Here is a 12451-nt window from a genome sequence, read left to right on the forward strand (position 1 = left end):
ATTTTGTAATAAATCAAATTTATTCGTCAATCTGCCAGGAATCCTTAGTTAATTCTTCATCCAGAATCTTCTTAGGACGCACAATGATAATAATTTGTCCAAGTAGAGGAACTTCCGGCTCAGTTTCAAACCACAGAAAATCTAATTCACCAGCATTTTCAACGACAAAATAGTTAGAGATATCCCATTCTCGTTGGGCACGATCGATGACTACGATGACGGGTTCTATTCGGCTTTGGTTTTGGATGGGGAAGCGATCGCTATTGGCGATAATTACTACTGGATCTTCTGCTGCTAACAGCACTTGCCAACCTGGTAACGGCACCCAAGCTTGCTCTCCAGAAAACTTCACCATCCGAAATGGTTCAATTTCTGTAACTATGGGCACAGCTTGCAAATCTTGCCGTGACAATGGCAACTCGCCGACTACCGGAACGATTCGGGGTAATTGTTCTTCAGATTCCAAGCGGTAAAATGGTAAAATGGGAGCCGGACGCTGGGGAATGGTAGTAAAATCAGTTAGTAGCTGTTCGATTTTTGTCCTTGCACCTGGCGTGTGAGCAAAGCGTAAACCTTTGGCGATCAGACGCGAGCGCTGTTGTAAATCTGTATTTTGGCGTGCCCGTTTCCAAACTTGGTAAGCAACGGCATCCCCAGGATGGGCAGAAAAGCCTTCTGGCAAAATGCGGAAATAGGAAAACTCTTTAATGGCTTTTGCTACTTCCCGCGCCTCATCAGCATCGACTTTCTGGATAAAAATCAGTTCGGCGGCGCTAGCGCGTTCTTCTTGAGTAAGCAAACGCAATTCATATAAAATATCACTGCCGCGTGTGGCATAGTGCGATCGCGTTGCTGAGGAAGCTCCAAACTTTTCCAAAGAATTGTAAACTTGAGAACCAACAACCACCTGATTTTGTTGAATTGGCTCAAATCCAGTCGCCTCAAAAATTTCTTGGGGATTGTAACCGGCTTTTAGCAACGAGGCGATCGCCATTCCCCATTCTACCCAGTTGCCTTGTTTTTGCCTCAACTTTCGCAGTAATTCTTGTGCTACATCGTTGGTAGCATTTTCTTCGGGATTCTGAGCGTTGGCTGGTAGATCAGTCATAATCGGAATGCGAGCTTCAACTTGAGAGGTTGATTAACACCTCATGAGCAAGTCCTATTCTAATCTATGAACTACCCAGACCTACTGCCTTGAGTTGATCTGTGGAAACTTATCTCGACTTTAATTTTGATCGGACTTACGCACAAGAGATCCCCCAACCCCCTTAAAAAGGGGGCTTTTAGCGTTCCCCCCAATTTATCGGGGAGTTAGGGGGGATCTAGATTTCAGGTTTTCAGTGCGTAAGTCCTGTTTGAGATCGCAGATTAGCAGAGATGTGCTACTTGAGTTTGCGTTGCATCCAAGGGAAGTTTGTTAACGTACTTCATTGATGATCAAAACCGTTATAGTTACGCTAAGTTAGTTGGTTTTTCTTGTGCAATTTTTTCTCTCTTTAGATATTTGAGTAGGCAAATTTCCTCTATAGTATTCAAAATTACCGTATTTAAACATCTAAATTAAGTCCGTAAAAACCCTTGAGAAGTTTGAGCTATTATCAAGTAAGCTTGGTATGGAATATAACAAGATAATGAATATTTAAAGGAAATATCTATCTTATGGATAAGTTCAATCTCGAAATTGATAAACTCCAATATCAAGTGATGACTCTCGAAGGACCAAAAAAGCTGAAAATCCTGGTAGTTGACGATGAGCCAGATAATCTCGATCTGCTTTATCGCACCTTTCGACGCGACTTTAATGTTTTGAAAGCTGATAGCGGAGTGAACGCCCTAGAAGTTTTAGCAGCAGAAGGGGAGGTAGCGGTGATTATCTCCGATCAACGGATGCCCGAAATGAAAGGAACTGAGTTTCTCAGCAAGACTGTACCTCAGTTTCCTGATACTGTAAGAATAATTCTCACCGGATTTACTGATATTGAAGACTTGGTAGAAGCGATTAATGCGGGGCAAGTCTACAAATATATCACTAAGCCTTGGGACCCAGGGGAACTGAAGGCAGTAGTACAAAGAGCAGCAGAAACCTACGACTTGCTCAAGCAACGTACAGAAGAATTACGCCGTGCTCAAACTCAAATGGCACTGCTGAGTGTTTTGGTACAGGTAACTCAAGCAGCTTCTAGCTTAGAGGAAACTCTCGCTCCAATTGCTAGGGCTGTGAGTCAGACTTTTGGAGCAGAAGGCTGTATCTTACAACTTACAGATGGAAATACTCTGGTTGCGACTCAAGGAACTTACAGCGATACAGGTAGAATAGAGAATTGGCTATCTCAAGATCCACTCACAAGGGAAGCGATCGCCACTGGGCAAATGCAAGTTTGCTTTAATGTAATTAAAGACACTAAATTAGTTGATGTGATTCACTACAAAAATACGGGTGTGCAAGCACATTTAGTTATCCCAGTTAGCTACCGTAATCAACTTTTGGGCGTATTGTCACTACAGTGGAAAGACCCCTGCACTTTACGAGAAGATGAATTAATGCTAATTAATTTATCAGCCCAACTAGTGGCGATCGCTCTTACTAGTAGTGTCATTAGTCATTAGTCATTTGTCATTTGTCAAAAACCAATACCCAATGCCCAATGTCCAATACCCAATGACAAACGAAATTCAGTCTATTTTTAACCGTATTGCTCCAGTTTATGACCAGTTGAACGACTGGTTGAGTTGGGGACAGCATCGAATATGGAAGGAAATGGCAGTGAAATGGAGTGCAGCTAAATCGGGTGATACTGCACTTGATTTGTGTTGCGGTAGTGGTGATTTAGCCTTACGTTTGGCGCGGCGTGTGGGAGCAACGGGACAGGTCTACGGAGTGGATTTTTCCCACAACCTGCTAGAAACTGCTTCATTACGTTCCCAAAGGCAGTACCCCGAACCTGCGATCGCCTGGGTAGAAGCCGATGTCCTAAATTTACCCTTTGACGATGACCAATTTGATGCCGCAACAATGGGCTATGGTTTAAGAAATGTTAAAGATATTCCCCGCAGTCTTCAAGAGTTATACCGGGTTTTGAAGCCGGGTGCTAAAGCCGCAATTTTAGACTTTCATCGACCTAGTAATCTTCAGCTACGTACCTTTCAGCAGTGGTATCTAGACGGTTTTGTGGTGCCAGTTGCCAATTATTTAGGCTTAAAAGAAGAATATGCTTACATCAGTCCCAGCTTAGACCGCTTTCCCATCGGGAAAGAGCAAATAGACTTAGCGCGTCAAGTTGGTTTTGCTGTTGCCACACACTACCCCATTGCGAACGGTATGATGGGAGTGCTGGTAGTCAGCAAATTTTAGATTTTAGATTTGCGATAGCGTAGCGTTAGCGAGTCTGTGAGCGTCTTTTGGATTGGGGACTGCGGAATAGGTAATGGCTAATGGAAAATCGTTAGTAGTAAGTGGAAAAATAACTCATAACTCATAACTGATAACCGCCAATGACCAATCCCCAATCCCTAATTTCTAATCTAGAATCCAAAATCCAAAATCCAAAATCCAAAATCCTGTGGACTGGTCTCATCTTTGGCTTTATGTGTCTCCCCCAGTACTGGGTGGAATTATTGGCTATTTCACAAATGATATAGCCATCAAAATGTTATTCCGTCCTTACCGAGCAATTTACATTGCTGGACGAAGAGTACCCTTCACCCCTGGATTGATTCCCCGCAACCAGGAACGTCTGGCTAAGAACATTTCCGATACAATCATGGGGTCACTCCTAACACCAGAAGAATTGCAAAATCTGGCGCGTCGTTTGTTGCAAACAGAACGCGTGCAAGCAGCAATTCTCTGGTTGTTGCGGCTGGCGATTGAACAAATCAAAACAGATAAAAACCAAAAAAGTGCCAAAATTGTGGCGGGAATTTTGCGGGATTTACTAGGGGAATCTTTGCCACGGTTACTTAAGGCTTTGGCGCGACGTGAAGACTTTTTGGAAGCGCAAATCAATCAAATTTTTGACCAGATATTGCTGGAATTTCAACTGAGTGAAGAACAAGCCACGCGGCTTGCTGATTGGTTGTTGCAAGTAGTTTTACCGCCGGATGTGCTGCGCCAAGCGATAGTTGATTTTTTGACCGATCGCACAATTCAAATTATTGATGAAGGCTTCCGCGAAAAAACCAGTGGTACTTATTGGGTAGTAGCGAATTTGTTTGGCTTACGTAATACTCTCACCCGGTTACGGACTTTTTGCTTGGATGAAAAGGAGGCTACCAATATTCGCTTGCAGGAATTGACTCAAGATTTGAAAATGCGCGATCGCATTCGGAAATTACTGCAAAATTTATCATTACAAAACCTGCCAATGGGAACGGTGCGCCAACTCCGAAAGACTACCCGCGAAAGTGTGCGCCATTACCTGCAAAACAGTGGCAGCGATTTTTTACAAGGATTAACAGATTCTGTTGATTGGGAAAATATTGCTGGAGTCCTGCTGAATCGTCTTAGTACTTCACCTGTTGTCAGCACTTCTTTAGAAGTCATGAGTCAAGAGTTGGCTCTAATTTTAGATAAGTATTTGGAAAAAGATTTAGAAGTAATTGTGGCGCAGGTGATTCCGATTTTGTCGATAGATGAAATGATAGTTGACCGTGTAAAATCAACTTCACCGGCTGATTTAGAAGCTGCAATTGAGGGAATTGTGAAAACTGAATTGCAGGCGATTGTGACTTTAGGTGGTGTTTTGGGTTTTGTTGTCGGGCTATTCCAGATCGTGTTTTTACTGTTGGTTCAACAGTAGTATGGTTAGTTGTTAATGAATTTTGGGTCACTTTTCTTGATTGCTTGGATGTACTTTTAGTAGTGCCAATCCAGTATAAATCCTCAAGAAGCGATCGCCTAAGGTGCCAGGGCGATCGCTTCTCAATACTGGTAGGTTTGATAGTTTCAAATCCTCTATAACTCACCTTCTATCTCTTGTTGTAACAACTCTGCCTCCTCCAGAGATAATCCAGTGACTCTTACCACTTGGGCCAAAGACATTTGGCTTTTGAGCAGATTCACAGCCACCAAGCGAATGCCTTCTGCCTTACCTTCTGCCTTACCTTCTGCCTTACCTTCTGCTATACCGATGGCTTTACCTTTTGCCTGAGCTTCAGCCTCAATCTCTTGATAAATTACAGATTCGCGCATATTGTCTCTCCGTAATGACGCAAAAATGGGAATTTTGAAGGAGCGATCGCTATTTCAAAATCTGTGCTAAATCCAGCATAAATCCTGGCAATACATCCTCACCTGATAAGCTATCGTCAACACTTAAAAAGCTAGGACTCAATCAACACAAGTTTACGAACCTGAGAATTGTTTCCTTGAGAGCGGCGTGATGAAACAGTAGTTAGCAAAAACTTCCAAGACTGAGGAGAAAGTATAGACGGATCAATCATTGAAAGAAAACTCTTGATATTTCTTTGCTTTAGTGCCACTAAAATCCAATGGAGTTTCAGGTAATTTTTTATATCCTCAAAGACGGGAATCTCTGAGCGATGTTGGTCATTTACCAAGGCGTAAATTTTCTCCTTCATCAAAATATTTGTCGCCAACCGGCGAGACAAAGAAAACTTTTGATTATAAGCACCCGCCCAGATAGTCCGGTAAGCAAGACACTGGTTGAAGAAAATAGCATCACCAAACTGGGAAATCCGAATCCAGGAATCGATGTCATCACAGTTAGCATCAAGTGTGGAATCCCAACCACCACTTTCTAGGAAAGCATCACGCCGACAAGCTACTTGTACGGGAGTGCCAAAGGGTACAAGCTCTAAGAGCATACCGTAGTGAATATCGGCTTGTGGGATATAAAAAGCTAATCCTGGTCCAACTTGGGGGGTGCGACTGAGTTCAACTCCATTACCATCCACCTGAGCCGCCACACAAGAGCAGATTACAGCATCGGGACGAAGTGCGATCGCCTTAACCATCTCTTCTATACAGTTGGGCGCTAAATAGTCGTCATCATCTAAAAACTTAATCCAGTCGCCGCTAGCTTTAGCAACTCCAGCATTTACCGTTGCTGCATGACCTTGGTTAACTTCGTTACGATGGTAAACAACCTTTCGACTGCGTTCAAGGCAAGCCTTGTCCCCTAAGCTTTTGAGATATGTTTGGGTGTCATCAGATGAGCAGTCGTCGGCAACAACCACCTCACACTCGATTGTTTGGTTACGAGCCGAGTCAATTGCTCTTTGCAGCAAATTCAAGCGATTATACGTACTGATGACGACGCTAAATTTCATAAATTTCACCCTTGTGTTACAGCATTCTGCAATATAGCTTTGATGTTTAGGTTGTTGTATCAGTAAAATTATCAATCCCAACAAGTAGACTGAAAGAGGATTATCGATTTATGATTGATGATTGGGAGTTTTTTTTAAGCAGACAGAAAGACTATGAACGCTCAAGAGATTATCCGCTCAATTGAAGCGGAACAGATAAAATCGAATCTGCCCGACATTTATGTGGGCGACACCGTAAAAGTGGGAGTGAAAATCAAGGAAGGCGAAAAATACCGCGTACAACCCTACGAGGGAGTAGTGATTGCCATGCGGAATGGCGGCATCAACGAAACTATTACAGTCCGTAAGGTTTTTCAAGGTGTGGGCGTTGAGCGGGTGTTTCTGTTGCATTCTCCCCGAATTGACAGCATTAAAGTATTACGTCGCGGGAAAGTCCGCCGTGCTAAACTGTATTATCTCCGCGATCGCGTAGGTAAGGCAACCCGGATCAAGCAACGGTTTGACCGCCCTTTGTGATTCGTCCTTCAATCATTATGGGGAAATTTCAAGCCTCAAGCGGCATCTGCCGCTGACTTGTTTTCCCAACAAAATTGAGGTATGATAAAAATCGCATATTGCGTTAAACTGAAAGTTAGTTCAGCGCAATGAGTGAATCAAAAACAGCTTGTGCGCTCTTAGTTCAGTTGGTAGAACGCAGGTCTCCAAAACCTGATGTCGGGGGTTCAAGTCCTCCAGGGCGCGCTCAAGAGCAAAAAACAAAGCCCGAAATAATTACGCAGCTGCTAATATAGCAGTTAGCGCTAATAATTTCGGGTAAACTTATTGTATTTGCAGTTGTTTTGCTTTCAGTAAGTGAAATTGAAATAAAGTCGAAACTGCAAACCTGGATCATCGAATTTTAGATTTTGGCTTTTGAATCCAAAATCTGCCGATTTTAGATTGAGAATAAATTTAAAATCGACAAACCAAAATCTAAAATGAAGCGCCTTTGCCTTCAGGTATAGGGTAAGTCTAAAATCCAAAATCCAAAATTGAGTGACAAACGGGGGGATAATTGGTCGTGGCTAAAAAAAGTGAAGCAGAATTGCCAGAAAACACAAATGGGTTTAGCTTGGGCAACTTCATACAGGGAACCAAAGAAGAACTTGACAAAGTAGTCTGGCCTAGTCGCAAGCAGATAGTGAGCGAATCGGCGGCTGTGTTGTTAATGGTGGCCTTGTCCGCATCTTTGATATACTTGGTCGATGGATTGTTTGGTTGGGCAGCAAAACAGGTGTTCTGATGACTTTTGCAACAGACGAACCTCGCAACTCAATGTTGCAGTCGGAGGAAACAGCAGAAACAGCAGAAGCAGCAGAAGCAGCGTCAAAAGAAGCACGCTGGTATGCAGTGCAAGTAGCTTCAGGCTGTGAAAAGCGTGTAAAGACTAACCTAGAGCAACGCATTCAAACTTTTGATGTAGCTGACAAAATTGTCCAGGTAGAAATTCCGCAGACGCCGGCGGTGAAAATCCGCAAAGATGGCAGTCGCCAGCATACAGAAGAAAAAGTTTTCCCTGGCTATGTGCTGGTGCGGATGATGATGGATGATGATACCTGGCAGGTGGTACGAAACACCTCCCATGTAATTAATTTTGTGGGTTCAGAACAAAAACGTGGTAGCAGTAAGGGTCGAGGTCATGTCCACCCGATACCATTAAGTTCTTCAGAAGTCGAACGCATATTCAAACAAACCAGCGAACAGGAGCCGGTTCTCAAAATTAACATGGCTACTGGTGATAAGATAATGGTACTTTCTGGTCCATTTAAAGACTTTGAAGGTGAGGTGATTGAAGTATCTCCAGAGCGGAGTAAGCTTAAAGCCTTGCTATCAATTTTCGGCAGGGATACACCAGTAGAATTGGAATTTAATCAGGTAGAGAAACAGAGTTAAATACAAATGGCGAAGAAAATAGTAGCGGTCATTAAACTGGCCCTGAATGCTGGAAAAGCCAACCCAGCACCGCCAGTGGGGCCTGCATTGGGTCAACACGGCGTCAACATCATGATGTTCTGCAAAGAGTACAACGCCAAAACAGCAGACCAAGCTGGAATGGTGATACCTGTAGAAATTTCGGTTTTTGAAGACCGGAGTTTTACATTTGTACTCAAGACGCCACCAGCATCAGTGCTGATTCGCAAGGCGGCGAAAGTTGAAAAAGGCTCGAATGAACCCAACAAAAAGAAGGTTGGGTCAATTACTAAAGCACAATTGCAAGAAATAGCCCAAACGAAACTCCCCGATCTGAATGCTAACGACATAGACGCAGCAATGAAGATTGTGGGAGGAACGGCTAAGAATATGGGTATAACAGTCACAGACTAAGAAAGTTATGAGTTATGAGTTATGAGTTTTAAATTAGTAACTCCTCATTCCTAACTTCCTACTCCAAAATCTAAAATCTAAAATCATATCGGGGGAGAGGCGAAGCTTCGGAATTACCCCAGGAGAAAAAAATGCCAAAAATATCGCGTCGTTTGCAAACGCTGCAAGCAAAAGTAGAAGAAAAGGACTATCACCCCCTAGAGGCTTTAGCCCTTCTCAAAGATACAGCAACAGCTAAATTTACCGAAGCTGCTGAAGCGCATATCCGCTTGGGAATTGACCCCAAGTATACTGACCAACAGTTGCGGACAACGGTAGCACTGCCCAAAGGTACAGGCCAAATCGTCCGGGTGGCGGTGATAGCTAGAGGTGAAAAGGTAAATGAAGCAAGCAACGCTGGTGCTGATATAGTCGGTTCAGAAGAACTGATTGACGAAATCCAGAAAGGTAGGATGGATTTTGATAAGCTGATTGCCACACCCGATGTCATGCCACAGGTGGCAAGGCTGGGTAAGTTGCTTGGGCCGCGTGGTTTGATGCCATCGCCCAAGGGTGGAACTGTGACATTTGATTTAGCAGGTGCGATCGCAGAATTCAAAGCTGGTAAATTAGAATTCCGAGCTGATCGAACTGGCATTGTTCATGTTATGTTTGGTAAGACAACTTTTTCACCTGAAGATTTGTTAGTCAACCTGAAGGCATTGCAGGAGACGATTGACCGTAACCGTCCTTCAGGAGCTAAAGGTCGTTATTGGCGCACATTTTATGTGGCAGCCACTATGGGGCCATCGATTAAAATTGATATCACTGCCCTACGAGATTTGAAACTGAGCGAAGTAGGTTAATTTTTAGTCATTAGTCATTTGTAAAGGCAAAGGACAAATGACAAATTTAAATAGGAAAAGCCGGAGACAGCAGGTGCTAATAGCTTAATATCCTGCCGAGGTTAAAACTCTAATTGTCAGAATTGCCACCTATAAAGGTGTGATAACTATGGCATTAAGAGTCTTAATACTCAACCCCGGCTAAGATTAGCTGGGGTTTGTTGTTTGGGTTCAGGTTGAAAAAAAACGCACAAGTAGGGCACTTCCCCGATTGTTTTAAGGAGGTGAGATTGAAATGGGTAGAACACTAGAAAATAAAAAAGAGATAGTAGCTGACCTCAAAGTTACTTTGAGTGAGTCAACTCTGGCACTGGTAATTGATTATCAGGGGCTAACAGTTTCTGAAATCACAGACTTACGGCGGCGGCTGCGTCCCAGTGGCACTGTTTGTAAGGTGACGAAGAACACGCTAATGGGCATTGCCATTAAAGATGATCAAAAATGGCAACCCCTGTCGGAATTGCTCAACGGTGCTTCCGCCTTTTTGCTGGTAAAAGAAGATTTTTCATCAGCAATTAAGGCATACCAAGAATTCCAAAAAGTCACCAAGAAGACAGAACTTCGCGGTGGTGTACTGGAAGGTCGTCTACTCAAAGAACCTGATGTCAAGATACTGGGAGACTTGCCATCTAAGGAACAACTCATAGCACAAATTGCTGGAGCTATCAACGCTTTGGCTACCAAGATTGCTGTGGGTATCAACGAAGTTCCTGGTTCACTGGCTCGTGCTTTGCAGGCTGTGGCTGACCAAGAGCAAGCTGGTGGTGGCACTGAAACCGCTACTGTACAAGATAGCAGTACTGAAAGCGTTGCTGTACAAGATAGCAATACTGAAACGCCTGCTGTACAAGATAGCAATACTGAAACGCCTGCTGTACAAGATAGCACTACTGAAACGCCTGCTGAATAGACTTCGTGGTTCATCAGTCAAGAGTCAAAAGTCTATAGTTAAAAACTAATGACCAATGACAAATAAATAATCAAAATTACAGGAGTTATATCAATGTCTACTGCAACCGATCAAATTTTAGAACAACTAAAAACCCTTTCTTTATTGGAAGCTTCTGAGTTAGTCAAGCAAATTGAAGAAGCTTTTGGTGTGAGTGCTGCTGCACCCGTTGGCGTAGCGTTTGCAGGTCCTGGTGTTGGTGCTGCTCCGGCTGAGGAAGTTGTTGAGCAAACCGAGTTTGAAGTGATTCTCGAATCAGTTCCAGCTGATAAGAAGATTGCCGTGCTGAAGATTGTCCGGGAATTGACCGGTTTGGGTCTGAAAGAAGCGAAAGACTTGGTGGAAGCTGCGCCCAAGGCAGTTAAAGAAGGTATTGCTAAGGATGCTGCTGAAGATGCTAAGAAGCGCATCGAAGAAGCTGGCGGTAAGGTGACTGTTAAGTAGTCACAATTACATTATTAGTTTTTTATTAAGGAGTCTGAGTTAGGCTCCTTTTTTTATATCAAGTGTCAATATCAAAATTATAAACAGACATTGGTTTTCAGCTTATTGATATGTTTGGAATATGCTCTGCATAATAGCAACGGCAACTAAAGGTATTTTTGTTTTTGATCTAGATTATATTTTTAGATTAAAAACTCTATTTCTCCCCCAGTTGCTTCCCAAAAAATTGCTCCGGGGTCAATCTGATCACCATACTGATCAAAGCCAATGACAGTAAAAGTTTGAGTTTCTTCAGGTTCTAGCTGTATTTGAGGAGGAAAGATTTCTAATCGTCTTAATACTGGAGGAACACTGACAACCATTGGCACATCGCCACGCTGATCCAAACCTATTACCTCGCTGTATTTCCTTCAACTTCGTAAAATTGGACATTAATTATTTAACAGTCAGATGGAGAATAACGGATTTGAACCGATGGCCTCTGCGGTGCGATCGCAGCACTCTACCAACTGAGCTAATTCCCCTTAATCGGTGCTAACTCAAGAGTAATATCAGTCATTAACTCAATACATTATCACCATAGACTATTCTAACATTCAGTTACCGATTGCTGAGGCTGTTTTTGAGAATAAACCTTCTCTACGCGTTCGAGTTCCAAATCACTGAGATAATCAACAGTCCAGTTACAGCAACGTTGGAGCATGTGGAATGGGTATGTATTCGCTACACCCACAACTTGCATTTGCGATCGCTTCGCCGCTTCGATACCTGCTGGGGTATCTTCAATTGCCAAACACTCGTATGCTTGAAGATTCAATTCGGGATATTCTTGATTCAGGCGTTTTACTGCCAATAGATAACCATCGGGTTCTGGTTTACTGGTGGTGATGTCGTCACCCGCAACGATAATTTTAAAATATTCGGCTAGTTTAGCGCGATGGAGTACCAATTCTATTTCTTTGCGAATCGCGCCACTAACTAATCCTAGTTTCAGATGACGCGATCGCACCTGAAATATTAAGTCTTCGACACCTGGATATAAAGGCAGTTTCTCTATTTTCTCTAGTTCCACCGTATAAGCTTGGGCTTTGCGGTACAGCAACTGACTTAAATAGTTTTCCTCAGCTACTCTACCACGATTAGCGAGTAATTGCCCAAAACAAGCGCGATCGCTGCGTCCTAAAGAAGCTTGACGCTCGTCAACCCGTTGCGGCTGGAGATTTTCTTCAATGAGAATCTCATCTATCAGTTGCAAGTGGATTGACTCATCGTTAATGATCACACCATTAAAATCAAAGAGAACTGCCTTTAAACTCATGCCATTATATGCCAAACGCTGGAGATCCAAGCCCCTCCAAATCATTATTATCTATTGATGTGGGAGCATATTTGCGGACATTTTCGGTTGTGATCGGTTTAATGCCGCTAGTAGTTCATGTCATTAGTTTTGATGGGTTGGATAGATTCGTGAAAGTTTAATTCTCGCATCATCTATACGAAAGCGCCAATTAACACAAAC

At 43.1% G+C, this 12451-nt stretch carries 15 protein-coding genes, 2 tRNA genes, 1 pseudogene and 1 other annotated feature; of the genes and pseudogenes, 11 read left to right on the forward strand and 7 right to left on the reverse strand.

All coding sequences use genetic code 11. The features are described from left to right. Positions 1-19: 19 nt before the first annotated feature. A complete protein-coding gene (locus ACYTXL_RS29105; protein ID WP_461927674.1) occupies positions 20-1108 on the reverse strand; it encodes a RuBisCO accumulation factor 1 in 1089 nt (362 codons plus the stop codon). Positions 1109-1662: 554 nt separating this feature from the next. Here ACYTXL_RS29105 and ACYTXL_RS29110 point away from each other — a divergent pair. The 3 genes from ACYTXL_RS29110 to ACYTXL_RS29120 all read left to right on the forward strand — a co-directional run bounded on the left by ACYTXL_RS29110 (position 1663) and on the right by ACYTXL_RS29120 (position 4799). Further along, positions 1663-2610 carry a response regulator gene (locus tag ACYTXL_RS29110; RefSeq protein ID WP_461927675.1) on the forward strand — a complete coding sequence of 316 codons (948 nt, stop codon included), beginning with the start codon at positions 1663-1665 and terminating at the stop codon, positions 2608-2610. 52 nt (positions 2611-2662) lie between these two features. Beyond that, positions 2663-3355 carry a bifunctional demethylmenaquinone methyltransferase/2-methoxy-6-polyprenyl-1,4-benzoquinol methylase UbiE gene (ubiE, locus tag ACYTXL_RS29115; RefSeq protein WP_461927676.1) on the forward strand — a complete coding sequence of 231 codons (693 nt, stop codon included), beginning with the start codon at positions 2663-2665 and terminating at the stop codon, positions 3353-3355. Between the two features lie 208 nt (positions 3356-3563). Then, positions 3564-4799 (forward strand): DUF445 domain-containing protein, encoded by a 1236-nt coding sequence (locus tag ACYTXL_RS29120; protein WP_461927677.1) that lies wholly within the window; start codon positions 3564-3566, stop codon positions 4797-4799. Positions 4800-4826: 27 nt separating this feature from the next. Here ACYTXL_RS29120 and ACYTXL_RS29125 read toward each other — a convergent pair whose 3' ends face one another. From ACYTXL_RS29125 to ACYTXL_RS29135, 3 genes are all read right to left on the reverse strand, one after another. Further along, the gene (locus tag ACYTXL_RS29125) at positions 4827-4949 is read right to left on the reverse strand and encodes a hypothetical protein (RefSeq protein WP_461927678.1); all 123 of its coding nucleotides are present in this window, start codon (positions 4947-4949) and stop codon (positions 4827-4829) included. 5 nt (positions 4950-4954) lie between these two features. Then, positions 4955-5191, reverse strand: coding sequence for a hypothetical protein (locus ACYTXL_RS29130; protein ID WP_461927679.1), 237 nt, complete (start codon positions 5189-5191; stop codon positions 4955-4957). Positions 5192-5322: 131 nt separating this feature from the next. Next, entirely contained in the window at positions 5323-6291 is a 969-nt protein-coding gene (locus tag ACYTXL_RS29135) for a glycosyltransferase family 2 protein (RefSeq protein ID WP_461927680.1), read from the reverse strand. Positions 6292-6444: 153 nt separating this feature from the next. Between ACYTXL_RS29135 and rplS the strand changes: the two genes are divergently transcribed. The 8 genes and pseudogenes from rplS to rplL all read left to right on the forward strand — a co-directional run bounded on the left by rplS (position 6445) and on the right by rplL (position 10932). Next, positions 6445-6807 (forward strand): 50S ribosomal protein L19, encoded by a 363-nt coding sequence (gene rplS / locus ACYTXL_RS29140; protein ID WP_273766612.1) that lies wholly within the window; start codon positions 6445-6447, stop codon positions 6805-6807. 152 nt (positions 6808-6959) lie between these two features. Then, positions 6960-7032: transfer RNA gene (locus ACYTXL_RS29145), tRNA-Trp, on the forward strand. 319 nt (positions 7033-7351) lie between these two features. Next, positions 7352-7573 (forward strand): preprotein translocase subunit SecE, encoded by a 222-nt coding sequence (gene secE, locus ACYTXL_RS29150; RefSeq protein WP_012412090.1) that lies wholly within the window; start codon positions 7352-7354, stop codon positions 7571-7573. Next, positions 7573-8223 (forward strand): transcription termination/antitermination protein NusG, encoded by a 651-nt coding sequence (gene nusG, locus ACYTXL_RS29155; protein WP_461927681.1) that lies wholly within the window; start codon positions 7573-7575, stop codon positions 8221-8223. The genes secE and nusG overlap by 1 nt, the downstream gene beginning before the upstream one ends. Before the next feature lie 6 nt (positions 8224-8229). Then, positions 8230-8655 (forward strand): 50S ribosomal protein L11, encoded by a 426-nt coding sequence (gene rplK / locus ACYTXL_RS29160; protein WP_292835967.1) that lies wholly within the window; start codon positions 8230-8232, stop codon positions 8653-8655. Positions 8656-8786: 131 nt separating this feature from the next. After that, positions 8787-9500: a 50S ribosomal protein L1 gene (gene rplA, locus ACYTXL_RS29165; protein ID WP_461927682.1), complete on the forward strand. Its 714-nt coding sequence runs from the start codon at positions 8787-8789 to the stop codon at positions 9498-9500. Positions 9501-9542: 42 nt separating this feature from the next. After that, positions 9543-9711: a sequence feature (ribosomal protein L10 leader region), on the forward strand. Between the two features lie 63 nt (positions 9712-9774). Next, a pseudogene (gene rplJ / locus ACYTXL_RS29170) lies at positions 9775-10302 on the forward strand (50S ribosomal protein L10); the annotation flags it as partial. A 240-nt stretch (positions 10303-10542) separates the two neighbouring features. Beyond that, on the forward strand, positions 10543-10932 hold the full coding sequence (gene rplL, locus ACYTXL_RS29175) for a 50S ribosomal protein L7/L12 (protein WP_292803440.1): 390 nt from the start codon (positions 10543-10545) through the stop codon (positions 10930-10932). A 182-nt stretch (positions 10933-11114) separates the two neighbouring features. Here rplL and ACYTXL_RS29180 read toward each other — a convergent pair whose 3' ends face one another. From ACYTXL_RS29180 to ACYTXL_RS29190, 3 genes are all read right to left on the reverse strand, one after another. Beyond that, positions 11115-11318, reverse strand: coding sequence for a hypothetical protein (locus ACYTXL_RS29180; RefSeq protein WP_461927683.1), 204 nt, complete (start codon positions 11316-11318; stop codon positions 11115-11117). 65 nt (positions 11319-11383) lie between these two features. Then, positions 11384-11456, reverse strand: a tRNA-Ala gene (locus ACYTXL_RS29185). A 65-nt stretch (positions 11457-11521) separates the two neighbouring features. After that, positions 11522-12250 carry an HAD family hydrolase gene (locus ACYTXL_RS29190; protein ID WP_461927684.1) on the reverse strand — a complete coding sequence of 243 codons (729 nt, stop codon included), beginning with the start codon at positions 12248-12250 and terminating at the stop codon, positions 11522-11524. Positions 12251-12451 lie beyond the last annotated feature (201 nt).

This window comes from Nostoc sp., from assembly GCF_054880495.1.

Excerpts from the sequence above, each read along its gene's own strand:
- ACYTXL_RS29105 (WP_461927674.1), bottom strand. The coding sequence starts at position 1,108 with ATGACTGATCTACCAGCCAACGCTCAGAATCCCGAAGAAAATGCTACC.
- ACYTXL_RS29110 (WP_461927675.1), top strand. The coding sequence starts at position 1,663 with ATGGATAAGTTCAATCTCGAAATTGATAAACTCCAATATCAAGTGATG.
- ubiE (WP_461927676.1), top strand. The coding sequence starts at position 2,663 with ATGACAAACGAAATTCAGTCTATTTTTAACCGTATTGCTCCAGTTTAT.
- ACYTXL_RS29130 (WP_461927679.1), bottom strand. The coding sequence starts at position 5,191 with ATGCGCGAATCTGTAATTTATCAAGAGATTGAGGCTGAAGCTCAGGCA.
- ACYTXL_RS29135 (WP_461927680.1), bottom strand. The coding sequence starts at position 6,291 with ATGAAATTTAGCGTCGTCATCAGTACGTATAATCGCTTGAATTTGCTG.
- rplS (WP_273766612.1), top strand. The coding sequence starts at position 6,445 with ATGAACGCTCAAGAGATTATCCGCTCAATTGAAGCGGAACAGATAAAA.
- nusG (WP_461927681.1), top strand. The coding sequence starts at position 7,573 with ATGACTTTTGCAACAGACGAACCTCGCAACTCAATGTTGCAGTCGGAG.
- rplK (WP_292835967.1), top strand. The coding sequence starts at position 8,230 with ATGGCGAAGAAAATAGTAGCGGTCATTAAACTGGCCCTGAATGCTGGA.
- rplA (WP_461927682.1), top strand. The coding sequence starts at position 8,787 with ATGCCAAAAATATCGCGTCGTTTGCAAACGCTGCAAGCAAAAGTAGAA.
- rplL (WP_292803440.1), top strand. The coding sequence starts at position 10,543 with ATGTCTACTGCAACCGATCAAATTTTAGAACAACTAAAAACCCTTTCT.
- ACYTXL_RS29190 (WP_461927684.1), bottom strand. The coding sequence starts at position 12,250 with ATGAGTTTAAAGGCAGTTCTCTTTGATTTTAATGGTGTGATCATTAAC.